This window comes from Enterococcus gilvus ATCC BAA-350, assembly GCF_000407545.1.
Classification (GTDB): domain Bacteria; phylum Bacillota; class Bacilli; order Lactobacillales; family Enterococcaceae; genus Enterococcus_A; species Enterococcus_A gilvus.
The window spans coordinates 822,234-846,443 of record NZ_ASWH01000001.1 but is presented as its reverse complement, the minus strand read 5'-3'; the positions used below and the strand labels follow the sequence as shown (position 1 = coordinate 846,443).

Genomic DNA, 24,210 nt, shown 5'->3' with positions numbered 1-24,210 from the left:
GCCAACGAATTATTTTAGCATTTTCCTTAAATATTATAAATATATTTTTTTACTAATAAATTGTTCATTTATTCTTTACGAGATCGATTAATGGAAAATTGGAGGTGAACGCGTGTATAAATATCAGCACGCGTTCATTTTTGTGTTTTCTTTAATTTTCAATTAAAAAATAAAAAAACAAATTTTTGGTTTTGTGGAGTATAGTTTTAGGTGAGCACAAAGAAGGTGCTTAAAGGAGGATGTATATGAATACGAGTAAAAGGTTGGATGTTTTAGAGGATAAGGTATGGTCGAGTTTGTGGCAGCAGTATTATGAAAGCGCTACATCGTTTGATCCGTTGAAGGTTCAGGTCATCAACTGCATCATCCCGAATCCGAGAGAGGCGGGGGCGTTGATCTTTTCCGACGAAGGGATCTCCTTTAGTCAGATGAATCCGCAGAAGACGTTGCGTCGTTTTGCGTCGGCCCATTGTTTCCCTGAATACAAGATTCTTTCTCGCTGTCTGAAAAATAATGGGAATTTTGGGAAATATAAGTTCCCGTGGGTCTGTGCCTTCTTTGCCTTGTTTCCTTTGGAGGGGTCGGAAACCACGATTTGGCTGAATCCTGCGAAGATCGTAGACTTGAAAAAGATGCAGGAGTCCTATTATGTGGCGATCGAAAATGGACCGAAGCTCACCGTACCGATCCATCGGCGGCGGATCATCAGTAATGCTGAGGTGGCTTGTCTGGTATTGGCAACGATGCGCCGCGGGCATTTTCACTTTATCACGAAGGGCACGACACCGCTTGATTTTTTAGAATTGCCAGACACGCCTTTTGCGAAAGTCCTACGGGGACGGCTGAGCTTGCAGTATTTCCGCACCCCCATCGGCGAGCTGAATCGGCTCTATAATAAAGCTTACTCTCTTTACCATTGCAATGATCTGATCGAAAATCGTGAAGCGGTCGATAGGATCGGCTGGTACTAATGACTAGAAGAAACACAGAAAGTGAAGGAACTTCTTCGCTTTCTGTGTTTTTTTGTGTTCCTGTCCATTTTTAGCCAAAACCTTTTATTTTATAGAAAATCAACGGCAAACGCAAACAGCAAATTGACTCCCCCTCCCCCCAATTTGACCTGTTTTTGCCAAAAAAGGGTCTTTTTACCCCCAAAACGAGTCATTTTAGGGGGGGAGGCGGTCATTTTGCGATTTGTTTCTTCTGGGAAAATCCTCTATCTTGTAGTCACCGGCCGGTACAAAAAAATCGAAACGGAGGAAACAACGATGCTTCAAAAATTAGGCAGCAAATTACAGGTCCATATCGACCAAGGATTAGAAAAGATGAAGAAGGTCAATTTTCAACATGTGATCGATGATCCGTCAGAGGAAGCCATCCTAGAATTGGGTGAGATCTTAACGGAATTGTCCGCGGAAGACAGCTACTTGGACAGCGCGATCTTAACGACGCAAACACGCTACGTGAAATAACCTATAAAGGAGGAAGAAGAAATGAAAAAACTTGTCGCGAAATTCAAAACCAGCTCTGGAAAAGTACAGACCTGGAGCCTGGAAAACCCAACAACGACGAAAACACCGACTGAGATCAAAGGCTTGCTAGGACGTTTAGGCGACCTGAAGCTCTTCAAAAAGGACGATGCTTTCCTATTCAATACAGTTGACAGCGCCGCTTATGTCGAAACGACGGAACAAGAAATTTTTAAAGGCTAATCACCAGGAGGTCGAGCGGGTGCTCCCCGCTCCCCTCTATTAAGAAAAGGAAGGATGAGATTCGATGAGAATGAAGGACTTGGCACTCGATCATCACCAGCTATTCACTTTGAAATTAGAAACATTGGAGAACCGGATCACGTGGTTCTATCAATTGACTCAAAACAGCACCAAAACGATTCATTATATCTTGGCATTACGCGTGCGACATCAACTGGGAGCGAAAGAGTTTGCCCATGTTCTGAAGGATCTCGTTCGCTACATTTTCTTAAATACAAAAGCCACCCGTACGATGAAACGCTTCTTCTACTATTTCCAGGATTACTTCATGGCTCCTGAATGGCGGGCGCTGCGGATGAAGATGTTTCCTGCTAGAGACTATGTAGAAAAAGCCAAGACAGTTGTTCGTTCCTTGATTTCCCTTGTCCGTCCCGAAGAAACCAACGAACCGTGAGATCATTCTATCTACCTGCGCACACAAATAAACTAAAAGAAAGGAACTTTGACATGAGTATTGAGACGACAAATTTAGTAACGACCTTCGCAGATGGTGAAGGGCACGCACATAACTGGACCTATAGAGACGTCGATACCAGCTTGACGCCGCAAGAAATGAAAGCAGCCTGCGAACTCTTGACGACCTTAGACATTTTTGAAAAGGATGGCGTAAAACTCTTTGATTCTGTGGTATCCGGCAAATTGGTAACGAAAAAAATCTCCCCTATTTTCGACAGCGCAACAGACATTTCGGAGGAAGAGGATTCTTTTGAACCTGACGTGCCTTGCTTTCCTGTGGCAGCGGCTCAAGAGCTTGCTCCGCTTCCTGAAGCATTGGTTCCACAGCTTCCTATGCCCGTGGAGCGCCCGAAAGTGCCAGCGGTCGTACTTGCGGACACTGCGACGATTAACCAACCGTCATTAATAAAAAACGTTATGCCCATAGGTAATGAACGCACAACTTCCTGTAGTGAGTCTTCTGTACAGACAGCTTCGTCCTACCAAGCGAAGCCGGCTGAGAAGAAGCCGCGAAAAAAACTGCTGGATCGTCTGTTTCGACGGAAGAAAAACAAGGGAGAGCCCGACTCTTCACCAGATAGACGCGAGTAAGGTCTCTAACGTAATCTTTGTTCGTCTCATTAGTGCTGCGTGCAGGTAGCCTCTCTTGTCGTCACCCTCCCCACTCGTGAAAGGAGGTGATCCTTTTGAGTGAGCTTATTCGTTATATCCTCGCTCCCCTCTTTGTGGGGCTGATCGTTGCCCTCGTCAATCATTTACTGCGGAGGCACGATCCCTGACGACTGAAAAAAAGATCTGTATTGTCTCTATTAATGCAGAGTTAAAAAAAATAATTTAATAACGATTGTTATTTTGTAAAAAAAGGAATTTCACACCGCAATCTTTTTTTGCTATAGTTATTTTAGAAAGTATCTTTATTAAGAATTGAGGCCATTTTTTGTTGCCCTTCCTATATGAAAACGGATATAGGCTGTTCTCATTCGAGAGGAATTACTCCTTAATATTAGGTTGTTACGACCCTTAGCAACCTGCTCTCAACTTCTTGTTCTTCCCTCTTGGATGGGACCCTTCTTTTTTAGAGATGCTTTCTTTTTATTATATTAGTGTAACTATTAGAAAAGAGGAAAAGACAATGCTTCAATTCACTACGAGTATTCCCACACGATTTGAATCCTTTGAAGATCAGCAATCCATTGATCAATTAATCTTTTTGAATAACAATTTTCCTACAAAAAGTCTGTATCCTGTGAGACTTTTACGCATTCAACAAAAGCGGTACATAGAAAGCTCCTATAGAGTACACGGGAGAAAATGGCATATCTGTCCCGGGTGTCTGCACCCCTTTTCTGAGGATCTTAACGACCACTGCTACACCTTCCGCCCGGATCATCTGAATCTCACCAGCAGTTTTTTCCAATTTGAATATGACGAATTCAGAAAAGTCATCCACTGCTGCTCAAAAGGGTGCTTGACGGCAAGCGCGACGATCTTCGCTCGTGACAGCCTCACTGCGAAAGGGCGAAAATACATCGCACCAAATAAAATCAATCGAGACATCCAAGACATCGTGCGTACGTTTCACTGATCGAAAAAAACTGGTAGAAAATATCGTGAGGTTTTCTACCAGCAGTGATCGTATTAGTTATTATTGACACTATCCCAGACAGCTTGAACCGCGCGGAGGTCTTCATTAAATTCTTTGGCATGTTCCTTTAGAATTTTCTTCGCTTCACTTGGTGGTGTATCCCCACTTACTTTTTCATAAGAAGGATTTCTTTCGTTTCTTTTGAAGCGCAGAGTAAAATTTGTCGACTTTGGAACATCTAATTTCATGCGATCGGCTTTTCCATAAAGACCTACATAGACGTAATCTCCATCGATACCTACATCGAAGGCGCTCCCTCGATAGGTAGAAACAGGGATATTGCCATTGTGCAGCGGCTCTAGATAGCGAAGGTCATGAGCCTGAAACGTATGCTTTCCTTTATGAAGATAATTATTTGCTTCCGTCTTATCCCAATCCTTCAACTTTTGATTTCTGGGATAGACTGCTGTGAACCAATAGAGATTGTAGAGTACAAATAATGCCACCAAAGCAAGACCTATACTTTTAAGAATCTTGTAGCGTCCTAATTTTTTTCTTTCTGTCACAAGGGTTTCCATGATCACCGGCTCCTCTTTGATTAATTGGTCTAAGGAGAGATCATACAGGTCGCTTAAATAAACGAGCTTTTCAATATCAGGAAATGTGCGCCCCGTTTCCCAACTTGAAACTGTCGTTCGGGAAACATTCAGCTTCATCGCCACCTCTTCCTGCGTTAAATTTCTCGTTGTTCGATGTTCTTTTAATTTTGATCCTATATCCATGATCGTCCTCCTGACCTATTAAAAGTATAGAGTATGAATGTCCCTTTATTACGCTATGAATCGTGTCATAGCAGCTATGTCACAATTTGTAGCGTTGTTTTCCAGGGGAATTCGCAGCGTTTCTAGTAAAGGTGTCATTTTCTATTTTGACATAAAAAAGCCATGACCGCGTGCGTCGACTCCTCTTGGAAGTCCTCCCAGCGATCATGGTCTTTTCTTGATTATTTATTTGCGCGTTTTTGGTACGTACCTTCTTGAGTGTTGATTTCCAGCATTTCGCCTTCTTCGATAAAGTCAGGAACGTTCACGACTAAGCCTGTTTCCATGGTCGCAGGTTTGCCTGAACCAGTAACTGTCGCACCTTTGATGGATGGTTGAGTTTCAACCACTCGCAAAACAACGGACGTAGGCAATGTCAAACCGATCACTTCTTCACCGTAAAATTGGATTTTTACTTCCATATTTTCAAGTAAATACTTCATTTCTTCTTCAACTGTCGCAATTGGAATTTCGTATTGTTCATAGGTTTCTAGATCCATGAAAATCGCGATGTCATCTTGGCTGTACAAATATTGAACAGGCTTCGTTTCCATCATCGCTTTTTCAAATTTTTCATCTGGACGGAACGTCGTATCGTAAGTTGAACCTGTACGAACGTCACGCAATTTCATGCGCATAACGGTGTTTCCCTTACCAGGTTTGTGGTGGCTGGCATCTAACACTTTGATCAATTTGTCTCCTTGAACAAAAGTCATCCCTGCACGTAAATCGCTTGCTGCAATCATTAATAAGCACTCCTATTCCTATTTTTATCTGTTCGAATCGTTTCATTCGATGGATCGTTCTTCGTATGCGCTTTTTTTCTGCCGGAGCAAGAAATCATTCGCACCTCTCTACTATAAAATGAACCTTATTCATTGTAGCAAATAACCCATTCGGTTACTAGGAAAAAATCGCTTCCTTGCTCTATTTTGCTTGCTGTACACGGAAAAATTTCAGTTTTGGCAAATGATTCAAGGTCATTTCCAACGAAGGGCCCATCAATAATAATACGATCAGCGTCCCAAAGCCGATATGTCCGCCTAACAGGAAGCCCGCCAAAAAGATGATGGCATCTAAGACGATCCGTGCCACCTTCACCGAGCTCTTCAGCAATCGCTTCATCAAGACCATCAAACATTCATACGCCGCTGATCCAGCATCCGCCAGTAGATAGATCCCGGTACCGATACCGAACACGATCGATCCCGCGATGATCGACGGATAGCCCAGCCCATCAGGAATCGTATGCAAGATCCCCATCCCATCCAAGAGATTCAGGCAAAAACCGAGTCCGAAGCTATTGATGATACTTCCGATACCGATCATTTTTCGATCGTAAAAAAAGATGAACACTAAGACGATCCCACTGAACATCATACTCACCGTGCCGAACTGTAGGGAGACATGCTGAAGGATTCCTAACACCAATGTGCTGATCGCGTCTGCTCCCAATCCGCTGACGACGATCAATCGGACCCCCACCGCGGCGATAAATGTTCCGACGATGGCAAAAACTAACTGCTTTGCTATATTTGGTTTGATCACTTTGTTCCTCTCTTTCTTACAATCTAAATTAAGTCACGGCCAACACCAATGAACGATAAACGAGTTGATAAACTGTTTTACCTAAAAGAGCCCTTACATTTTTCCGTTTTACAAAGGGCATGGAAAAAAGCTTTTCCCACCTTCGTCCACTTACTCCATTCTACTAAACCCTTCGTTCAAATACGAAGAATACGTTCAAGAATACTCGTTCTGACCGCATACACTTCGAAAAATCTACCTAGCCGCTAACTTATATAATAGGTATTCATTTTTCTAAAAACCTGAAAAATGAGGGATCTTCGTACGCATACCATTTTCCTAACCTGCTGAAGCAGGAAGGAAAACTGGCAAAACAAAGGCACCAAACAATTTTTTTGTTTGGTGCCTGGAATTGTTCTGTTAGTTCCACTCTTTCTTCAAGCGTGCTTTGTAGGAATTGAAGCGGTCTACTATCGGCACAGCGGCTTCTTTGATGGCGCAGTATTTATCGACCATCGTTACGATGTAGCTTTCTTTGTATTTAGGGGGAGTGATCGTTGCGCCCCACATATGCTTAATAATAATATCACGTTCTAAGTCTGACAACTCCGTGATTTTTTCTGCGTTTTTAACAGCGATTCGTGGATGCATGTAGGCATGCGATCCTTCGTCGAATTTCGTTGTGCGCCAGTCGTAATAGAACAGATCGTGTAATAGACCTGCACGAGCAGTGGCTCTAGCATCGCCGTTGAATTGTTTTGCTAATTTGTAGCTATTATAAGAAACACTGATTGAGTGTTCCAACCGTGTTGAATGCATGTGTTGGATGTAATTTGCTAATTTTTGTACCTCTTCGGTAGCTAATAAATCTTCTATATAAGAAACGTATTCTTCATCATCACGCCAGTTTTCTGTCATGGATATAAAGCCCCTTTTCTTTGTCTCTGTCAAATAGTATAGCACGTGGCAGATTCATTGAATAGGCTTCCATGAGTTTGTGAATAAAGTTTAACAGTTCCTTAATATCGATTACCAAAATGTGAATTTTTACTTAAGTAAGTGGAACATTAACACGCCAGCCGCGATTCCAACGTTTAAAGATTCAGCTTTTCCTTTAATTGTAATGTACACATTTTGGTCTGTCATGGCTAATAGTTCGGGCGACATCCCCTGACCTTCATTTCCCATGACCAAGGCAAAATCACTCATCTTCTCAACGGATAAGTAGTCTTTGGCTTGTTTGTCCAAGGCTGTGCCTACCACTGGATAGCCCTTCTCCTGAAACTGAGGAATGATGGCGGAAAGGTCACCGCTTCGAACAGACAGATGGTAGAGGCTTCCTTGTGTGCTGCGCAAGGTCTTTGGATTGTATAGATCGGCGCTCCCCTGCCCTAGAAGGACGCCTGAAAAACCTGCCGCATCGGCTGTGCGGATCATAGTTCCAACATTGCCGGGGTCTTGCACATTGTCCAATAGCAGCCAAGCACCTGAAAAATCATCATTTTCTTCTTGCGGCATCTCCGCTACAGCGATCATGCCTTGGGGTGTAGGCTGACTAGACAGGGCCTTCAGTACATCGTCAGAAACAAGGGAATAATCTGTCAGATGGGCTTCGATCCATTCAGACCATTCATTCAGTCCGCGTTGGCTGATGAAAACTTCTTTTAAGACCACCTCTGCGGCCTGTGCTTCTTGGATCAAATGGAAGCCTTCCAATAAATAGGTTTGGCTTTGTTGACGGTATTTTTTTTGCAATAATTTTTTTGTTTCTTTGATAAGGGTATTTTTAGTTGATTGGATCTCTTTCAAACTGTTTCCTCCACTTTTTTAGCTAGTTGTTTTCTAACATATGGCTCCGTCTGCCATTATAGCACGCGAATTCTTGTATCAACCAGCAAAAGTCGTTATCATAGTGAATAAGAGAAAAAAAGAATCAGGAGGGTTTCATATGAAGAAGCATATAAATGTTACCGGACGTGTTCAGGGCGTGGGCTTCCGCTATACCACCTATCAGCTTGCCCTTGAGATTGGCTTGACCGGTACGGTGAAAAATGAAGAGGACAGCAGTGTGACGATCGAAGCTGTTGGAACAGAGGCTCAGATGGCTCAGTTTTTAGAGAAGTTGGAGCAGCCGCAAAATCCTTTTGCAAAAGTGTCCCATATCAGCCAATCGGAAGACCCTGGGATCAAGGACTACGATCAATTTCGCGTGGTCTATTAAAAAAATGACAAGGTTCCCTGATTTCCTCGAATTTCATTGAAAAGGCTTGAGTTATCTAGTATAGTATTTCCTGTATAAATTTTTATTAGCAGAGGAAGAAATAAATGACAAAATTTAAAAATTGGCTCTTAGGCTCCGGCCTCTTGGGCGTTCTTTTACTATTATCCGGCTGTGTTAAATCAAATAGTGATGGTACCCCAGATACATCAGGTCTTGTCTATCGAATGCTCGTTGTGCCATTGGAGAACTTTCTTAATTGGATGGTTCAAAACTTCAACTGGTCTTACGGATTAGCGATCATTGTATTAACGATCATCGTCCGCTTGATCATCTTGCCTTTGGGAATCAATCAATCCAAGAAATCATTGGTCCAATCGGAAAAAATGCAATCGATCAAACCACAGGTCGACGCAGCTCAAGCAAAAGTAAAGCAAGCAACGACGCAAGAAGAACAAATGGAAGCACAGCGTGAAATGCAAGCTGTCTACAAGGAAAACAATGTCAGCATGATGGGCGGCATGGGCTGTCTGCCGTTGCTGATCCAAATGCCGATCTTCTCCGCGTTGTATTACACGGCACGTTTTTCTCAAGGTATCCAACATTCGACCTTCTTAGGGATCGACTTGGCAAAACCAAGTATCGCTCTCGTGGTCGTCGTAGGGATCGCCTACTTGCTCCAAGGGTACATCTCACTGATCGGTGTGCCGGAAGAACAAAAGAAAACGATGCGCAGCATGATGATCGCTTCACCATTGATGATCGTCTTCATGTCCTTCACCTCACCTGCTGGGGTGGCATTGTACTGGGTAGTCGGCGGTATCTTCAGTTGTATCCAAACCTTCATCACCAATGTCTTGATGCGTCCTCGTATCAAAGCGAAGATCCAAGAAGATTTGAAGAAGAACCCACCGAAACAAGTAGTAACGAAGCCAATCAAAAAGGCTGAGCCCGTGCAACAAAAACAAGTGTCACAGCCTAAGAACAAAAATAAAAACAAAAACGCCAACGGACGCAACTCCGGGAAGCAACAACGTAAATAACCAATAAAAAGAGTGTCCACATCATCACAGCCTAGACTGGATGATGTGGACACTCTTTTTTTGTTCCTTATAGCTGATTGAAATGGCTCTCGATTTCTAGCGAAAGACCGATAGCTTTTTCGACCTATTTATCTAAGGATATCGATCAAATCTTTCTTCGCTGCTTCAGAGGCGGGCATCACTGAGAACACCAACCCGATTCCGCTTGAAACGCCGACTGCTAAACAAACTGTAAACAAATCCACGGATACCGAGATATCCATGACATTTCCGATCGCATAGGCCACGATCATCCCTAGAAGATAGCCGATGATCCCGCCGACAAGTGTCAAGGTCATGCCTTCCAGCAAGAATTGCAGGCGGATCGCGCCACGCGTTGCCCCTAGTGCCCGACGTATCCCGATTTCTTTTGTTCGCTCAGAAACGGAGATATACATCATATTCATGACGCCGACCCCTGCGATGAAAAGAGAGATCCCTGCTACCGCGCTGATGAAGAGTGTGATACTGCTTAAAACTTCACTGATCCCATCTGTCATCATCGCCATATTAGACACTTGGTATTCCCCTTGCTGACGCATCGCTCCGGCGTCTTGCAGTTTTTTGATGGCTTTGTCAGCGACTTTGTTCAACTGACTGCCGTCTGCTAGTGTCAGGACGACCGAGCTTGTGTAGCGTTCATTCCCAAAGAAATGGACGTAGGTTTGTCGAGAGATCTGGATTTTCGTAGAGCCCATGGAGAACATCGTCTCTTCCATCCCAGATGGAAATACCCCCACGATGGTGAAGACTTGATTGTCTAACGTAAAGCCGCGTCCGACCGCGCTTTTTGCTGTACCGAACAGGTCTTTTGCCAACGACGAATCGATGGTCACGACTTTGCTTTGTGTCTGGTTGTCATACATGGAGATGCTGCGTCCATGGCTGACTGCTTTGCCTTTTTTCGAGACCACGCCGACACGGTAATTTTTCTTCTTATCCTTTACTTGAACGTCTTTATAAATATAGGACAAATCGTTCTTTGGATAGTTGACCGACTCCACGCCATCGATCGTTCTTAATATACTGAAGTCAGAATCTTGGATCATATCGATGTTGGAAGAATACAAGGCATCGTTGCTGGGGGCAAAATCAATCGTGACCTCCAGCTTGTCTGAGTCACTCGCAGTCAGACTCTCGATCGTGTCACGCTCAAACCCGCGGCCAATCGACAGAATCGCGATCACCGCAGCGATCCCGATCACGATACCGAACATCGTCAGTGCGCTTCGTTTTTTGTTCTTAAAGATCGAGCCTAAGGAAGAACGCCAATTGACATAGAATTTCATTCGTCATTCACCGCCCTGTCTTCTGTGATCGCGCCGTCTCTGATCTTGACTAATCGTGTGCAATAGGGAACGACCTCCGGATCATGGGTCACTAGAAAAATCGTGACTTTGTCTTGGCGGTTCAGTTCTTGGAATAGCTCCATGATCTCGTTGGAGGTATGGGTATCAAGTGCCCCCGTTGGTTCATCCGCGATAATGAATTTTGGCTGATTGATCAGCGCTCGTGCGATGGCCACACGTTGCTGCTGCCCACCGGATAGCTGTCTCGGACGTTTTTCTGCCTTGTCCGAGAGACCGACTTTTTCTAAGACTGTCATGACTTTTTTCTTTGTTTGATGGAAGCCGTAGCCGTTATAAAGAAGCGGCAATTCAACATTTTCATAGACCGTATAATTCTCGATCAGGCTGAAATTTTGAAAAACGAAGCCGACGATTTGATTCCGCGTTTTAGACAAACGGTCATCGGTGGTCGTGATCAGGTTTTCATCTTCAAATAAATACTGCCCCTCAAACTTTGTATCGATAAAGCCTAATAGGTTGATCAGTGTGGATTTTCCTGAACCGGAAGGACCCATGATCGCGATCATCTCCCCAGCATCGGCCTTCAGATTGATGTCTTTCAGCACGTGCAAAGATTCCTCGTCGTTGCGGTAGTACTTGTTGATGTCTTTGAGTTCGATCATCTAATCCACCGCCAATTCCTGACCATCTCGCAAGGATTTATCAGGATTTGAAATGATGCGGTCGCCTTCTTTTAGTCCGTCCTTCAAGAGATAATAATCGCCTTTGTCCTCGACTTGAACCGTCACTTCCCGAACTTTTCCTTTGCGGTAGGCAAACACATAATGGGTGTCCCCTGTTTTTTTGACCGCCTTTTTCGGCACACGGATCTCGTTTAGCGGCATCACGACTTGAACATTGTAACCATATTGCAGTGTTTCTGTCGGTTTGACAATAAAGCTGTAATTTGAAACCGAGCTTGTTGTTCCCCCACCTGCGCCGGCTGCTTGTCCTGCGGCTTCACTGGCCCGATCCGGCAGCTTGTTGATGTGTGTGATCGTCCCTGCAATTTCTTGGTTTGTCGTGATTGGCTTGATCGTTACAGGGGCATCTTGTTTCACTTGCGGATAATCGTATTCTGACGCCTTCGCTTCGACCGTCACTTCATTGCTGACGACTTTTACGACTGGGACGGATGCTTCATTTTTCCCTTTTTCGTCGATATAAGCGGTGCCGCTCGTGGCGCTGGCGATCGTGGAGCTGACCTTTCCTCGGATCGTATTGACACTTTGCGACGCTGCGTTTAACTCCGCGTTGGCGCTGTTTAGTGCTTGGCGGGCTTGGACGACACCGTCACTCGCCGCATCCAGGGTGCTTTCGTATTGGGCCTTTTCCTGTTTGTATTGCTCTTTATTGGCTGCGCCTTCTTCGCTGTTGCCATTGGTGTTGTTGTAGTTAGCGGTGGCTTCGTTCACTTTCTGCTGCTCTTTGGCTTGCTTGTCTTGCGCGATCGTCAGCATTTCCTGTGCATTCGCCACGGCTAGGTACAATTTATCTAAATTGGTGCTCTGTTCATCTGCCTGCTCTTGATATTGGGTATTTGTATAGCTGAGCAGTGTCGTTCCCTCTGTGACTTCTTGCCCATCTTGAACATTGATCTCAGAGATTTTGCCTAACGTTTGATCCAAATAATAATCCTGCGTATGGGTCGCTTCCACGATCCCATTGAAGGTCAGCGGATCAGATTTTTTTAAGGTGATCGTTTTGAATTGATTCTCTTCTACTTTCGTGCCGCGTGTTTGTGAATAGACGAAGATCCCGATAAAAAGGACCAACGCCAACACACCAGCTAAAATACTCCAACGGACTCTTTGCTTTTTCGTCATTTTTTTCTTTCTCATGCGCTACTCCTCGGGTTCTGCTTTAAATAAATGGACGATCACCAGTAATGCAGGCAATAAGAAGATCACCTGAAATACCGTCATAACGATCGTCATGATCGTATTGATATTCGTTCCTTCGATCTGCATCGTTGGCTGCGTGATCAACGATAAGGCTAAGCTCAGAAGGCTCCAGCCGATCGAAACATAATAGGGCACTTTTGAAGGTGCGATCTCATCGCTTAATTTTTTGTTGGCTTTAAAATAGAAGACGAGTAAAATGATCGACACGACCAATGACAGTACCGAGACGGCTTTTGTCAGCGGGCTGTTCATATAGTCCAACATCTGTCTCCCATAGTCTCCTAACATTTCATAATCCTTTGCATTCGGATTCAAGACTTTCGGCAACCCCATCACCCCAGTTGCTACCGAAAGGATTCCTAAAATAATTACTACTGTGTTCCACGTTTTCGCTTTTTTCAAATGCTTTTCCATTTAACCACTCCCATTCCACTTTTATTCATTCATTCATGAAATTGTCCATCCCCTAAGCAAAACATTTCACAAATTAATACCCATTATACTATTAAGTAACAGTCATTTTAAAGATTGATCTTGAAAAAGGCATTTTTTGTCCCAAACGTATAAGAATTGTTCCTAATAATTACATAAATATCAGTGTCGTTAAAAAGAAAATACAAAGGAGACTCAATAGAATCACGATAGGAACCAGGCGCTGCTTCTTACTGGTTAACCCGTAACGCGTGCTTCGAAGCCTGTAGCTGAGCCCAATGATCGCACAATCAAATAAGAAGCTATCAACGTGGACTGGGTCGTTGCTGATCAATCCGCCTGTAAGATACCTTCCTGGTGAAAGGATACTCACTATTTCTATAGGTACAGTGAATGACAACACAAGCTGGACAAGATGCACCACAAGAATGACCCCCATACTAATAGCGAACGCGTCCACCACTGTCCGTCGTTCCAGCTCGTCATAGCGATAAAACCGCAGAATGATTCGTATCAATGAAAACAATCCGATGAATGAATACAAGGAGATTCCCCAAAAAATCAGTGTAAAAATACCATAAATAATCATGTTGCCCCTCCTGTCAGTTAGATACCGTTTTTTCGTAGCCTCACGTATTTTTGGCGCGGGTACGCCTCCGCACCTGCAAGTAAAGATATCTTTACTAAATTGTACCTGTCCTTCTCGCCAAAGTAAAGATATCTTTACGCGAAAAAACGGTCTCTCGTTGGAGGAGAGACCGTAGGAGGATTTACTTTATTTTTTCCAAACAAAAAAGGCCTTCTACCGATAGCGATCAGCAGAAAGACTTTTATCCTAATAACCCGTACGGGATTTGAACCCGTGCCTCCGCGCTGAGAACGCGGCGTCTTGACCCCTTGACTAACGGGTTAATTTATCAACAGAAAAAAGTATACTGCTAAATGCTTTTTTTAGAAAGTATTTACACTTGCTTTTCGTAAAGAATTCAATATGTGCTTATTTATCCATTTATGTTGTTTATATGCTTATTACGTGTATAATAGACTGTGTATTCACGTCGTATTTTTTTAGGTTATCGAGAAAAGAACGGACGCATGAAAAGACAATCAAAGACTTTTTTATAGAAAATGAAGGCACCACTAGGAGGACTTATGAACTTATCACAAAGGCAAGAGAAAATCATTGAGATCGTGAAACGCGATCAACCCTTGAGTGGCGAGAAAATCGCTGAACACTTAGGAATCTCACATGCTACTTTACGGACTGACCTTTCCTTCTTAACAATGGCAGGCATTTTAGAGGCGAGCCCAAAGGTCGGCTATACCTACACAGGTGTGGGGATCGAGCAGTTTTTATTCGATAAAATCTTTTCCGTCAAGGTCGAAGAGATTATGTTGTCCCCGCTGTTGACACCGCAGGACACGTCGATCCATGACGCGATCACCAATATGTTCATGTATGATGTTGGTTCGATCTATGTGACTGATAAAGAACAGCATCTCGTCGGTCTTTTGTCCCGCAAAGATTTATTGCGTGCGTCTTTAAACAGCAATTTGCAAAACACCCCCGTTGCGGTGGTCATGACGCGTGCGCCGCATCTGCAAACATGTACGAAGGATTATACGATCTTGGAAGCTGGCGCTGTTTTGCTGGATTACCAAGTCGACTCTCTTCCTGTAGTTAGTGAAGACGATCCGAAAAAAGTGATTGGCAAAATTACGAAGTCTCGGATTTTTAATTATATTATGCAACAAGCCAAACAAACGGAAACCAATCGATAGGAGCGAAAAAAATGAAAAGAAGTGTACCATTATACATGATCTCTGATTCAGTCGGTGAAACCTCGCTGAAGTTAGTAAACGCCGCAGCAGCCCAATTTCCTTCAGTAGAATTTGATTTGTCGTATCGTTTTCCTTTTACGAAGGATGAAGACGAGTTAAAAAGTATTTTAGGGGATGCTCTAAAGGACGGCGCAGTCGTGATCACGACTCTGGTCAGCGACAATCTGACGAAGATCGTCACGGACTTTAGCGAACGAACAGGGCTTCAATGTATTAATTTAATGAATCCTTTCATGGAGATCGTTTATCAAAAAACGGGTGTGGCTCCTTTGCAGCAGGCAGGTGTCGTCCATAAATTGAATCAGGAATATTTTGACCGTGTCGCTGCGATCGAATTTGCGGTGAAGTATGATGACGGCAAAGATGCGAAAGGCTTTTTAGAGGCGGATCTTGTATTGCTCGGGATCTCTCGCACGTCGAAAACACCGTTAAGTATGTATCTTGCGAACAATCGCTTGAAGGTAGCAAACTTGCCGCTGATCCCTGAAGTTCCCTTGCCCGAACAAATCAAAGCAGTTCCAAAGGAGAAGATCGTTGGTCTGCTGATCGAACCAGAAGTTCAGAAAAAAATCCGTATGAGTCGGTTGAATTCCCTCGGCTTGGCTGAGAATTCTCGCTATTCAGATATCAATCGTATCAAAGAGGAAGTCGATTATGCCATGCGCGTTTACGATGAGTTGGGTGCCTTCACGTTAGATGTCACCAACAAATCGATCGAAGAATCTGCGACATTGATCTGCGAGCATTTAGACAATAATTTATAAGAACTATCCTTTCCCCGCATCGCAGACGTGTCTAAAGAAGTCCCTCGGTGACTTCTCTGCCTGCGTGGATTTTTTGAAGTTTATGCTGAAAAACGTTCTTACTATGGATAAGGAGCACATTTATGCTATCGACCCGCGAAAAGTATTATCAAATGTTGGAAAAAGAATTTCGCACCAGAGAGGCGGTCATGACCGAGTTGATCAACTTAGAAGCTATCATGCACTTGCCTAAAGGAACCGAACTTTACATTAGTGATATTCATGGGGAGTTCACCGCCTTCGACCATATTTTGCGGACAGGCGCAGGGAACATCAAAGAAAAGATCAGCCTGCTTTTTGGTGATCGGCTGACGGAGCACGAGAAGGACAAGCTGACGATCTTAGTCGCCTATCCAAAGGAAGCGCTGGCAGATCAGGCGTTTTATGCCTACCGTGACCGCTCATGGTATCGCAAAAAGATTCGCCAATTATTGGAGCTGCTGGCCTTTTGTTCAACAAAGTATACGCGCTCGAAAGTTCGGAAAGCGCTGCCCAAGCAATACGCTTATATCATTGAAGAATTGATGTATACTGATACGAATTATTCAGACAAGGCTGCCTACTTCGATCAAATTCTGGCGCACCTCCTCGACTTGGATCAAGGCAGACCGTTTATTGTCGCATTGTGTCAGAGTATCCAACGCCTAGTGGTGGACCACCTGCACGTCGTCGGCGATATCTATGACCGCGGACCGGAAGCAGACAAGGTGATGGACAGGCTTTGCCAGCACCCTTCCGTCGATATCCAGTGGGGCAACCATGACATTCTCTGGATCGGCGCTTACGCCGGGTCTCGTGCCTGCCTCATGACCTTATTAAGAATCGCCGCCCGCTACAATTATCTCTATGAGATCGAACAAGCCTATGCGCTGAACCTGCGTCCGCTGTTCATGCACGCAGAAGAACATTACGACAAAAATCCGATCTTCACACCAAAAGAGAAAAACAGCAGTGAAAGCTATTCGATCGAAAGCTTAGACAGTTTAGAAAAGGTTCACCAAGCGTTGTCGATCCTTCAATTTAAGCTGGAGGGGCAATTGATCAAGCGTCACCCTGATTTTAAAATGGAAGACCGGTTATTGCTGGAGAAGATCGATTACGACAACGAAACGATCTCGCTTAATGGCAAAAGCTATCCGCTGCAGGGAAGCTGCTTCCAAACGTTGCAAAAGGATGTCCACGCACTGACGGAGCAGGAAGAATACGTCGTTGATACCCTACTGACTTCCTTCCAGCAATCGTCGAAGATGCAGGAACACATCCAACTGCTCCTGAACAAAGGCTCCATGTACCGCGTCTACAACCAGCACCTGCTCTTTCATGGTTGTCTGCCCTTGAAAAAAGACGGCAGCTTTTTGCCGCTGACTGTAGAAGGGACTGATTACGGCGGGAAGGACCTGCTGAATTTCTTTGAAGATCACATCCGCTCAGGCTGTCAAAGTCAGAAAAAGGACAGTTCTTCCGCGGATTGGATCTGGTATTGCTGGACTGGAAAGATCTCCCCGCAATTTGGAAAGAGCGCCATGACGACCTTTGAACGCTATTTTATTGCAGACAAGGCGACGCATAAGGAAATCAAAAACCCTTATTATCACTATCGGGATACGAAGGAAACGTGTCAGATGATTTTGGAGGAGTTTGCGCTGTATTCCCCTAATTCACGGATCATCAACGGGCATACCCCTGTCAAGGTCCAGGATGGCGAATCTCCGATCAAGGGTGAAGGCATGCTGTTCGTCATCGACGGCGGGCTCTCAAAGGCGTATCAAAAGACGACTGGCATCGCAGGCTACTCCCTGCTGAATAATTCCTACGGCTTTCAGCTTGTGACCCATGATCCCTTTGAATCTGTCGAAAATCTCTTAGAAAAACAAGCCGACGAAACCTCGTTGAAGCGTGTGATCGATAAAGACCTGAAGCGGCTTTTGATCAAGGATACGACCGTCGGGGACAGCCTCGAAGAACAGATCGAAAATCTGACTGGCTTGCTTCATTATCAAGACAAAAACAATAGCTAACTCGTTATGAAAGAAGCGTCTTTCTAACTAGCTGAAGCAGAAAGAAAAACACGGGTGTCATCGATGATTGATGGCGCTCGTGTTTTTCTGTATAGTAGATGCGAGGTGAAAAAATGGTTTCTGCATATATCAATATCTTTTTTATTTTTGTCTTGATGTTCATCGGCTACGTGCTGACATATAAGCAATGGTTCTCCAATCAAATTGGCGATGCCTTCTCAAAGCTGGTCTTACAGATCGCACTGCCCTGTAATATGTTCCTGACGATCACGAAGAATTTTTCTCGTTCTGAATTTCTTCACTTGGTCAGCGGAATGGTGATCCCGCTGCTGTCGATGCTGCTGACTTTTGTGCTCAGCTTTGCCTATCGACGGCTCTTCAAGATCTCCTCTGCCCGCAAAGGGATCTTCTCTACGATGTTTACCTGCTCCAACACGATCTTCATTGGACTGCCCATCAACTTGGCGATCTTTGGTGAAAAGGCGGTGCCTTATGTACTGCTGTACTATATTGTAAATACTACGATTTTTTGGACGCTGGGCATTTATTTCATCGCTCGCGACAATCCGCAGATCGAACAGGCGACAGTTAATTTTCACCTAGTCCCCATTCTGAAAAAAATCTTTTCTCCTGCCCTGCTTGGGTTTCTGATTGGGCTTGCGGCGGTCTTGATCAATACTACCGTACCGGCTTCTCTTGCCACGTTTTTAGGGTATCTTGCGAATCTGACGACACCTTTATCCATGTTCGTGATCGGGATCATTGTCTATAACGTCGGGATCAAGAACCTTACCTTGAACAAAGACATCCTTGGTGTGCTCATCGGACGCTATGTGATCTCCCCCTTGGTCGTTTGGATTTTAGGTCAATGGATCATCGTGCCGCCGCTGATGCTCTCGGTCTTCATCATACAATCTGCGATGCCTGTCCAAAATTCTGTACCGATCTTGGCACGCTCCTACGATGCCGATCAACCGTTTGCGGCATCTTCTCTCGGCTATTCCGTCTTGCTTTATCTGGCGTATATCCCGCTTTTGCTAAAATTGATCCTATAAAAGAACCCCTTCGAGTCAGCACTCGAAGGGGTTCTCTCGTTAAAGCTTATTTTGTAATGATCTTGTCGATGCTTGCTAGGGCATTTGCCATGCGAGCGATGATCGCTAATTGATTCAAGCGATTGTCGCGAACTTTTTCGTCCTCTACCATGATCATCGTGTCGTTGAAGTAACGTTCGATCACTGGACGCAGATTCGTCAAGGTTTGATAGTTTTCCGCCATGCTTTGGTTTGCGAATTCATCTTCGGCTTCCTTCACCGCGTCATACAATTCTTTTTCACTCGCATTCTCGAATAACGTTTGATCCACTTTGAACGTGATAACGGACATATCCGCTTTTTTCGCCAAATTGATGACACGCGTCAAAGCTTCCATCGCTTCTTTGAAATGGGCATCCGTCACATGCTGATCAAAGATTTGCGCTGTTTTGAAGATCTGTACAAGATCATCTTGGCGTGAATCCACGACAGCATCGATCACGTCATGACGAATGTTTTGGATCTGCAGACGTTGACGCAGGCGCCCCTTAAAGAAGTCGATAAATTCTTTTTGGTCACGATTGAAGTGAATCCCGTAATCCAAGACATCCTCGTTGATCGCGTCGACGATCGCTCCTTGCATATCTGTGAATGGGAAGGTCCAGCCTTGAGCTTCCACGATCCGCACGATGCCGTATGTTTGACGACGTAATGCGTAAGGGTCATTTGAGCCGCTTGGGATCATTCCTACAGCAAAGAAACCTAAGACGCTGTCGATCTTATCTGCAATCGCTAAAACAGCACCGATCGCTGTTTGCGGCAGCGCGCCTTCTGATGAGATAGGCAAATAATGCTCGCGAATCGCTGTGGCAACAGCCGGCTTTTCACCCTTCAGCAACGCATATTTCTCACCCATGATCCCCTGCAATTCTGGGAACTCACCGACCATATTGGTCACGAGGTCGAATTTGTAGATTTCTGAAGCACGTTTCAAGTCCGTCAATTCTTCCTCACTCAAGCCGATTCGTTTTCCGATGACTTGGCTGATCTGACCCACACGCTGCATTTTTTCGTACATGCTGCCGATTTTTTCATGGAAAGTAACATTCTTCAATTTTTCAACACAGGCTTCGATAGACAATTTTTTGTCCTCTTCAAAGAAGAACTCGCCATCCTCTAAACGAGCGGCTAATACTTTTTGGTTCCCTTTGATGACATTATCTAATTTCACGCTGTTTCCGTTACGAACAGAAATGAAATGCGGCAACAGCATCCCAGCTTGGTTGCGCACTTCAAAGTACCGTTGGTGTTCTTTCATAGAAGTGACAAGAACTTCCTCCGGTATAGACAAGAAGCGTTCTTCGAAATCACCGACAAATGCCGTTGGGTATTCGACGAGGTTGGTCACTTCTTCTAACAAATCGGGATCAAGGGGGATCACCCATTTGTTTTTCTCAGCGATCGCTTCGATTTGTTCTACGATAAGCTGTTGACGCTTATGGGCATCCGCAAGCACAAATTGCTCTTCTAATTTGCCTTCGTATTCACTTGGATCAGACAATTCGACTTGGTCTCCCAAGAAACGATGGCCTTCAGTGGTGTGTCCTGTTTTCACGTCTAGCAATTCAAAAGGAATCACTTCGTCGTCCAGCAGTGCCACGATCCAGTGAATCGGACGGATGTATTCAAACATCGTGTCGCCCCAATGCATCATCGTTGGGAAATTCATGCTCTTCACGACATCTAAAAGCCCAGTCAACACTTCTTTGCTTTCTTTTCCGTGGATATATTTTGTGACATAGACATATTCCACGCCGTTCAATTCACGGAATGTGATGGCATCTGTCGTCAGTCCCTGGCCGCGGACAAAGCCTTGGGCCGCTTTACTCCAATTGCCCTCTGCATCCAGCGCAATCTTCTTGGCTGGTCCCTTCACTTCTTCTTGAACATCGTCTTGACGATCGGGGATCTTTGTTACACGGATCGCTAAACGCCGAGGCGTGGAGAAGGTCTCGATCGCTTCAAAGGTCAGGTTGTTCTCTGACAAAAAGTTTGAGACTCTTTCTTCTAATTGCTTGATACTTGGCCAAACCACGTGGGCTGGCATTTCTTCTAAACCGATTTCTAATAGTAGATTTTTCGCCATCTTATTTGCCCTCCTGATTCAATAATGGGAAGCCTAGTTTTTCCCGTTCAGCTACGAAGATTTTCGCCACCGAGCGCGCCATATTACGGATACGGGCTAAGTAGCCGGCACGTTCCGTTACCGATACTGCGCCGCGAGCGTCTAGTAAGTTAAAGGTGTGGCTGCATTTTAAAATATAATCGTACGCGGGATGCACTAAATTCTCATCCAAACAACGTTTCGCTTCTTTTTCAAATTTTTCAAAGTTATCTAAAAGCATCGCTTGGTCGCTTTCTTCGAAGGAATATTTTGAATGTTCATATTCCGGCTGCTTAAAGATTTCCCCGTATTTCACGCCTGTACTCCATTCCAAGTCATAGACACTGTCCACTTCTTGGATGTAAGACGCCAAACGTTCCAATCCATAGGTCAATTCAGAAGTCACTGGATTCACTTGCAGGCCGCCAACTTGTTGGAAGTACGTAAATTGAGTGATTTCCATGCCGTCAAGCCAGACTTCCCAACCAACACCGGCACAGCCCATCGAAGGGTTTTCCCAGTTGTCTTCCACGAAACGAATGTCGTGCTCTAAAGGATCGATCCCTAATAAACGCAGGCTGTCTAAATACAGCTCTTGGATATTTTTTGGTGAAGGCTTCATGACAACTTGGAATTGATGGTGTTGATACAGCCGGTTTGGATTTTCTCCGTAACGACCATCCGCTGGACGACGTGAAGGCTCTACATAGGCAGCGCACCATGGTTCAGGTCCGATCGCTCGTAAAAATGTATACGGGCTCATCGTTCCCGCACCCTTTTCTGTGTCGTAGGCTTGCATCAGCATACAGCCGTTGTCAGACCAAAACTTTTGTAACGTCAAAATCATTTCTTGCACGGTTAATTTACTCATTCTGTTTCCTCCTGTTTTATTATTGAAGTTTATTTATCTTTCGACTTGCAGAGCAGCTAGCTCTTATTAAGGAATTTATTTTTCAAAAAGCAGAAAAATAAGTTCCATTTTCACTACGCATACGATTCCACTAACCGTACCGAAAGTACGGAGTGGAACTCGCAGTCGACTCAAAAGCCTAATGAAAATAAATTTTTTGCAAAATTTATATTTATCGTCGTCGACATATCATCCAACTAAACAGCTTTTCAAGATATTCAAAACAAAGACCTTATTTAGCTTCTCAGCTAGAATAAACTGCGAAAAGTTGGACTTGCAGAGCAGCTAGCTCTTATTAAGGAATTTATTTTTCAAAAGCAGAAAAATAAGTTCCATTTTCACTACGCATACGATTCCACTAACCATACTGAAAGTACGAAGTGGAACTCGCAGTCGACTCAAAAGCCTAATGAAAATAAATTTTTTGCAAAATTTATATTTATCGTCGTCGACATATCATCCAACTAAACAGCTTTTCAAGATATTCAAAACAAAGACCTTATTTAGCTTCTCAGCTAGAATAAACTGCGAAAAGTTGGACTGACAAAAAAAGTCCCTATGCCGAAATAATCGGCATAGGGACGTATCAACGCGGTTCCACCCTACTTCCAAGCAAAGGCTTGGCAGCTTTCAATCGATGTGCTCACAAACGCCAACAAAATTTGTTTTCCCTTCAGGCTTCCACTGTCCCTGATTCGCTGTGTGTTCCACAAATTTTTAATTTGATCTTCGCACCTATTCAACTTGGTTCTATAATAGCGACACCAGACCCCTTTTGTCAAATCTTTCTGCTGAATAAGCTAGTTAAAAGGAATCGGCTGGAAAATGCCGTCTTTCAATTGCATCGTTTCAGTGAATCCGATCGACTGCAATAATTCAACGGTCTCAGGGAAATGACAGGTCAACGTGGTCGTTTCGTGGCTGTCGCTCGTAATGATGATTGGACATTCCCGTTGCTTCAATTGTTTTAGCAGAAATGGATTTGGATAGGGTGTCTTTCGCCAATGTCGAGAGATCGCCCCCGTGTTGATCTCCACCATGCCGTCATAGGTCTGGATAATGTCGATCACATCATTCAACGCCTTCGAGGCGATCGCCTGATATTCTGAACTGTCCTCATCCAACCATGGATTTTTCTCATTGAATTTCGTGATCAAGTCAAAATGCCCCACGATCTCCGAATGGTTTTGATCGATGTGTCTCACCACCGTATCGTAAAAATCTCGCACCATGTGCATTTTATCCCCTTGATACCAGTCATCCAGCGTCTTCATCAAGCTCTCAGGACTCTCATCTACGCTGCGGAATACTCCTTGTCGCGGCGGAAAATAGTGGACAGACCCAATCGTATAATCATACCCATAGATAGGATCAGCACTGTAATAATCCCATTCCAAGCCAATGCTGATGTTCAACTGACCCGCTAATTTTTCCTTTAAGTCCCGTAAAGCGGCTTGATACGCCCCTTCATTTTGGACACCGGGACAGCTTGGATCAAAAAGTGCCGGCGAATGACAGGTGAATCCTAAATCTGTAAACCCTAGAGCGATCGCGGCTTGCGCCATGTCCTCTAAGCTGTCTTTTCCATCACACCACGTGCTGTGGGTGTGGGCATTTGAATAAAACATCGCTAACCTCCAAAAAATTGACGTCTATTGCATCGGTTCTTGCTTCACTTTTTTATCGACAACATGGCGATTCGCTAATTCTTGGCGAACCTCTGTTACATCGATCCCCATTTCTACCATCAATACAAGAACATGATACACTAAATCGGAAATTTCGAAAACGGTTTCGCTGCGATCTTCCTTCATCGCACCGATCACGACTTCCGTAGACTCTTCTCCAACCTTCTTCAGGATTTTTTCGATGCCTTTTTCAAATAGATAACTCGTATAGCTGCCTTCTTGCGGCGCTTCTTTGCGTCCTTTGACTAATTCGTACAACGCATCGATCGTTGCCTGCTCGTCTTCGCCGTATAATACGTCATTGAAGCAGCTCTCAGCGCCTGTGTGGCAGGCTGGACCCTCTTTTTTGACCTTCGCGACTAAAGCATCCTGATCACAATCCAATTTCAGTGAGACCAAATGCTGATAGTTCCCGCTGGTTTCCCCTTTGCGCCATAATTCCTTGCGGCTGCGAGAATAAAAGGTCATCAATTGATCCTTTAATGTCAATTCATAGCTTTCTTGATTCATATAGGCTAACGTCAAGACTTCATTGGTCTCGGCATCCTGTACGATCACCGGGATCAAGCCTTGCTCGTTAAATTTCAACTCAGTCATGATGCTCC

26 protein-coding genes and 1 tRNA gene are annotated in these 24,210 nt (G+C 44.4%); 12 read left to right on the top strand and 15 right to left on the bottom strand.

All coding sequences use genetic code 11. The features are described 5' to 3' along the window. Positions 1 to 245 precede the first annotated feature (245 nt). The 6 genes from I592_RS04165 to I592_RS04140 all read left to right on the top strand — a co-directional run bounded on the left by I592_RS04165 (position 246) and on the right by I592_RS04140 (position 3,813). Complete coding sequence (locus I592_RS04165; RefSeq protein WP_010781472.1) at positions 246 to 971, top strand: hypothetical protein; 726 nt, start codon at positions 246 to 248, stop codon at positions 969 to 971. A gap of 297 nt (positions 972 to 1,268) precedes the next feature. Next, positions 1,269 to 1,472, top strand: coding sequence for a hypothetical protein (locus I592_RS04160; RefSeq protein ID WP_044926420.1), 204 nt, complete (start codon positions 1,269 to 1,271; stop codon positions 1,470 to 1,472). Between the two features lie 21 nt (positions 1,473 to 1,493). Next, positions 1,494 to 1,712 carry a DUF2922 family protein gene (locus tag I592_RS04155; RefSeq protein WP_010781474.1) on the top strand — a complete coding sequence of 73 codons (219 nt, stop codon included), beginning with the start codon at positions 1,494 to 1,496 and terminating at the stop codon, positions 1,710 to 1,712. A gap of 64 nt (positions 1,713 to 1,776) precedes the next feature. Further along, positions 1,777 to 2,166, top strand: coding sequence for a hypothetical protein (locus I592_RS04150; RefSeq protein ID WP_010781475.1), 390 nt, complete (start codon positions 1,777 to 1,779; stop codon positions 2,164 to 2,166). Positions 2,167 to 2,219: 53 nt separating this feature from the next. Next, a complete protein-coding gene (locus I592_RS04145; protein WP_010781476.1) occupies positions 2,220 to 2,819 on the top strand; it encodes a DUF2922 family protein in 600 nt (199 codons plus the stop codon). Positions 2,820 to 3,360: 541 nt separating this feature from the next. Next, positions 3,361 to 3,813, top strand: a complete 453-nt coding sequence (locus I592_RS04140; protein ID WP_010781477.1) for a hypothetical protein — start codon at positions 3,361 to 3,363, stop codon at positions 3,811 to 3,813. A 53-nt stretch (positions 3,814 to 3,866) separates the two neighbouring features. Here I592_RS04140 and I592_RS04135 read toward each other — a convergent pair whose 3' ends face one another. The 5 genes from I592_RS04135 to I592_RS04115 form a co-directional block, all read right to left on the bottom strand. Continuing rightward, the gene (locus tag I592_RS04135) at positions 3,867 to 4,595 is read right to left on the bottom strand and encodes a helix-turn-helix domain-containing protein (protein WP_010781478.1); all 729 of its coding nucleotides are present in this window, start codon (positions 4,593 to 4,595) and stop codon (positions 3,867 to 3,869) included. A gap of 221 nt (positions 4,596 to 4,816) precedes the next feature. Beyond that, positions 4,817 to 5,380 carry an elongation factor P gene (gene efp / locus I592_RS04130; RefSeq protein ID WP_010781479.1) on the bottom strand — a complete coding sequence of 188 codons (564 nt, stop codon included), beginning with the start codon at positions 5,378 to 5,380 and terminating at the stop codon, positions 4,817 to 4,819. A gap of 181 nt (positions 5,381 to 5,561) precedes the next feature. Next, positions 5,562 to 6,182 (bottom strand): YczE/YyaS/YitT family protein, encoded by a 621-nt coding sequence (locus I592_RS04125; protein ID WP_010781480.1) that lies wholly within the window; start codon positions 6,180 to 6,182, stop codon positions 5,562 to 5,564. Between the two features lie 399 nt (positions 6,183 to 6,581). Next, positions 6,582 to 7,079 carry an HD domain-containing protein gene (locus I592_RS04120; RefSeq protein WP_010781481.1) on the bottom strand — a complete coding sequence of 166 codons (498 nt, stop codon included), beginning with the start codon at positions 7,077 to 7,079 and terminating at the stop codon, positions 6,582 to 6,584. Between the two features lie 129 nt (positions 7,080 to 7,208). After that, a complete protein-coding gene (locus tag I592_RS04115) occupies positions 7,209 to 7,970 on the bottom strand; it encodes a TrmH family RNA methyltransferase (protein WP_010781482.1) in 762 nt (253 codons plus the stop codon). Between the two features lie 139 nt (positions 7,971 to 8,109). On the opposite strand from I592_RS04115, the gene I592_RS04110 reads away from it, so the two are divergent. Further along, the gene (locus I592_RS04110; protein WP_010781483.1) at positions 8,110 to 8,382 is read left to right on the top strand and encodes an acylphosphatase; all 273 of its coding nucleotides are present in this window, start codon (positions 8,110 to 8,112) and stop codon (positions 8,380 to 8,382) included. Between the two features lie 104 nt (positions 8,383 to 8,486). Beyond that, positions 8,487 to 9,422 (top strand): membrane protein insertase YidC, encoded by a 936-nt coding sequence (gene yidC, locus I592_RS04105; RefSeq protein WP_010781484.1) that lies wholly within the window; start codon positions 8,487 to 8,489, stop codon positions 9,420 to 9,422. A 128-nt stretch (positions 9,423 to 9,550) separates the two neighbouring features. Here yidC and I592_RS04100 read toward each other — a convergent pair whose 3' ends face one another. The 6 genes from I592_RS04100 to I592_RS04075 all read right to left on the bottom strand — a co-directional run bounded on the left by I592_RS04100 (position 9,551) and on the right by I592_RS04075 (position 14,057). Further along, positions 9,551 to 10,750, bottom strand: a complete 1,200-nt coding sequence (locus tag I592_RS04100; protein WP_010781485.1) for an ABC transporter permease — start codon at positions 10,748 to 10,750, stop codon at positions 9,551 to 9,553. Next, positions 10,747 to 11,433 (bottom strand): ABC transporter ATP-binding protein, encoded by a 687-nt coding sequence (locus I592_RS04095; RefSeq protein WP_010781486.1) that lies wholly within the window; start codon positions 11,431 to 11,433, stop codon positions 10,747 to 10,749. The genes I592_RS04100 and I592_RS04095 overlap by 4 nt, the downstream gene beginning before the upstream one ends. Then, entirely contained in the window at positions 11,434 to 12,651 is a 1,218-nt protein-coding gene (locus tag I592_RS04090; RefSeq protein WP_010781487.1) for an efflux RND transporter periplasmic adaptor subunit, read from the bottom strand. Between the two features lie 3 nt (positions 12,652 to 12,654). Beyond that, on the bottom strand, positions 12,655 to 13,128 hold the full coding sequence (locus I592_RS04085; protein WP_010781488.1) for a hypothetical protein: 474 nt from the start codon (positions 13,126 to 13,128) through the stop codon (positions 12,655 to 12,657). Between the two features lie 169 nt (positions 13,129 to 13,297). Then, entirely contained in the window at positions 13,298 to 13,735 is a 438-nt protein-coding gene (locus I592_RS04080) for a hypothetical protein (protein ID WP_010781489.1), read from the bottom strand. A gap of 250 nt (positions 13,736 to 13,985) precedes the next feature. Beyond that, positions 13,986 to 14,057, bottom strand: a tRNA-Glu gene (locus I592_RS04075). A 241-nt stretch (positions 14,058 to 14,298) separates the two neighbouring features. Between I592_RS04075 and I592_RS04070 the strand changes: the two genes are divergently transcribed. The 4 genes from I592_RS04070 to I592_RS04055 all read left to right on the top strand — a co-directional run bounded on the left by I592_RS04070 (position 14,299) and on the right by I592_RS04055 (position 18,864). Next, the gene (locus I592_RS04070; protein WP_010781490.1) at positions 14,299 to 14,928 is read left to right on the top strand and encodes a CBS domain-containing protein; all 630 of its coding nucleotides are present in this window, start codon (positions 14,299 to 14,301) and stop codon (positions 14,926 to 14,928) included. 11 nt (positions 14,929 to 14,939) lie between these two features. Continuing rightward, positions 14,940 to 15,752, top strand: coding sequence for a pyruvate, water dikinase regulatory protein (locus I592_RS04065; protein WP_010781491.1), 813 nt, complete (start codon positions 14,940 to 14,942; stop codon positions 15,750 to 15,752). 122 nt (positions 15,753 to 15,874) lie between these two features. After that, the gene (locus I592_RS04060; RefSeq protein WP_010781492.1) at positions 15,875 to 17,809 is read left to right on the top strand and encodes a fructose-bisphosphatase class III; all 1,935 of its coding nucleotides are present in this window, start codon (positions 15,875 to 15,877) and stop codon (positions 17,807 to 17,809) included. Positions 17,810 to 17,922: 113 nt separating this feature from the next. Continuing rightward, positions 17,923 to 18,864: an AEC family transporter gene (locus I592_RS04055; protein ID WP_010781493.1), complete on the top strand. Its 942-nt coding sequence runs from the start codon at positions 17,923 to 17,925 to the stop codon at positions 18,862 to 18,864. A 46-nt stretch (positions 18,865 to 18,910) separates the two neighbouring features. Here I592_RS04055 and glyS read toward each other — a convergent pair whose 3' ends face one another. The 4 genes from glyS to hisIE all read right to left on the bottom strand — a co-directional run bounded on the left by glyS (position 18,911) and on the right by hisIE (position 24,202). Then, a complete protein-coding gene (gene glyS / locus I592_RS04050; protein WP_010781494.1) occupies positions 18,911 to 20,989 on the bottom strand; it encodes a glycine--tRNA ligase subunit beta in 2,079 nt (692 codons plus the stop codon). A 1-nt stretch (position 20,990) separates the two neighbouring features. After that, complete coding sequence (gene glyQ / locus I592_RS04045) at positions 20,991 to 21,878, bottom strand: glycine--tRNA ligase subunit alpha (RefSeq protein WP_010781495.1); 888 nt, start codon at positions 21,876 to 21,878, stop codon at positions 20,991 to 20,993. 839 nt (positions 21,879 to 22,717) lie between these two features. Next, a complete protein-coding gene (locus I592_RS04040; RefSeq protein WP_010781496.1) occupies positions 22,718 to 23,545 on the bottom strand; it encodes a histidinol-phosphatase HisJ family protein in 828 nt (275 codons plus the stop codon). 24 nt (positions 23,546 to 23,569) lie between these two features. After that, positions 23,570 to 24,202, bottom strand: coding sequence for a bifunctional phosphoribosyl-AMP cyclohydrolase/phosphoribosyl-ATP diphosphatase HisIE (gene hisIE, locus I592_RS04035; protein WP_010781497.1), 633 nt, complete (start codon positions 24,200 to 24,202; stop codon positions 23,570 to 23,572). Positions 24,203 to 24,210 lie beyond the last annotated feature (8 nt).

What these genes read in the sequence shown, in the direction of transcription:
- glyS (WP_010781494.1), bottom strand. Translation starts at nt 20,989, where the DNA reads ATGGCGAAAAATCTACTATTAGAAATCGGTTTAGAAGAAATGCCAGCC.
- I592_RS04055 (WP_010781493.1), top strand. Translation starts at nt 17,923, where the DNA reads ATGGTTTCTGCATATATCAATATCTTTTTTATTTTTGTCTTGATGTTC.
- I592_RS04060 (WP_010781492.1), top strand. Translation starts at nt 15,875, where the DNA reads ATGCTATCGACCCGCGAAAAGTATTATCAAATGTTGGAAAAAGAATTT.
- yidC (WP_010781484.1), top strand. Translation starts at nt 8,487, where the DNA reads ATGACAAAATTTAAAAATTGGCTCTTAGGCTCCGGCCTCTTGGGCGTT.
- hisIE (WP_010781497.1), bottom strand. Translation starts at nt 24,202, where the DNA reads ATGACTGAGTTGAAATTTAACGAGCAAGGCTTGATCCCGGTGATCGTA.
- I592_RS04070 (WP_010781490.1), top strand. Translation starts at nt 14,299, where the DNA reads ATGAACTTATCACAAAGGCAAGAGAAAATCATTGAGATCGTGAAACGC.
- I592_RS04080 (WP_010781489.1), bottom strand. Translation starts at nt 13,735, where the DNA reads ATGATTATTTATGGTATTTTTACACTGATTTTTTGGGGAATCTCCTTG.
- I592_RS04155 (WP_010781474.1), top strand. Translation starts at nt 1,494, where the DNA reads ATGAAAAAACTTGTCGCGAAATTCAAAACCAGCTCTGGAAAAGTACAG.
- I592_RS04150 (WP_010781475.1), top strand. Translation starts at nt 1,777, where the DNA reads ATGAGAATGAAGGACTTGGCACTCGATCATCACCAGCTATTCACTTTG.
- I592_RS04085 (WP_010781488.1), bottom strand. Translation starts at nt 13,128, where the DNA reads ATGGAAAAGCATTTGAAAAAAGCGAAAACGTGGAACACAGTAGTAATT.
- I592_RS04160 (WP_044926420.1), top strand. Translation starts at nt 1,269, where the DNA reads ATGCTTCAAAAATTAGGCAGCAAATTACAGGTCCATATCGACCAAGGA.
- I592_RS04135 (WP_010781478.1), bottom strand. Translation starts at nt 4,595, where the DNA reads ATGGATATAGGATCAAAATTAAAAGAACATCGAACAACGAGAAATTTA.
- I592_RS04065 (WP_010781491.1), top strand. Translation starts at nt 14,940, where the DNA reads ATGAAAAGAAGTGTACCATTATACATGATCTCTGATTCAGTCGGTGAA.
- I592_RS04110 (WP_010781483.1), top strand. Translation starts at nt 8,110, where the DNA reads ATGAAGAAGCATATAAATGTTACCGGACGTGTTCAGGGCGTGGGCTTC.
- I592_RS04140 (WP_010781477.1), top strand. Translation starts at nt 3,361, where the DNA reads ATGCTTCAATTCACTACGAGTATTCCCACACGATTTGAATCCTTTGAA.
- I592_RS04095 (WP_010781486.1), bottom strand. Translation starts at nt 11,433, where the DNA reads ATGATCGAACTCAAAGACATCAACAAGTACTACCGCAACGACGAGGAA.
- I592_RS04090 (WP_010781487.1), bottom strand. Translation starts at nt 12,651, where the DNA reads ATGAGAAAGAAAAAAATGACGAAAAAGCAAAGAGTCCGTTGGAGTATT.
- glyQ (WP_010781495.1), bottom strand. Translation starts at nt 21,878, where the DNA reads ATGAGTAAATTAACCGTGCAAGAAATGATTTTGACGTTACAAAAGTTT.
- I592_RS04165 (WP_010781472.1), top strand. Translation starts at nt 246, where the DNA reads ATGAATACGAGTAAAAGGTTGGATGTTTTAGAGGATAAGGTATGGTCG.
- I592_RS04145 (WP_010781476.1), top strand. Translation starts at nt 2,220, where the DNA reads ATGAGTATTGAGACGACAAATTTAGTAACGACCTTCGCAGATGGTGAA.
- I592_RS04120 (WP_010781481.1), bottom strand. Translation starts at nt 7,079, where the DNA reads ATGACAGAAAACTGGCGTGATGATGAAGAATACGTTTCTTATATAGAA.
- I592_RS04100 (WP_010781485.1), bottom strand. Translation starts at nt 10,750, where the DNA reads ATGAAATTCTATGTCAATTGGCGTTCTTCCTTAGGCTCGATCTTTAAG.
- efp (WP_010781479.1), bottom strand. Translation starts at nt 5,380, where the DNA reads ATGATTGCAGCAAGCGATTTACGTGCAGGGATGACTTTTGTTCAAGGA.
- I592_RS04040 (WP_010781496.1), bottom strand. Translation starts at nt 23,545, where the DNA reads ATGTTTTATTCAAATGCCCACACCCACAGCACGTGGTGTGATGGAAAA.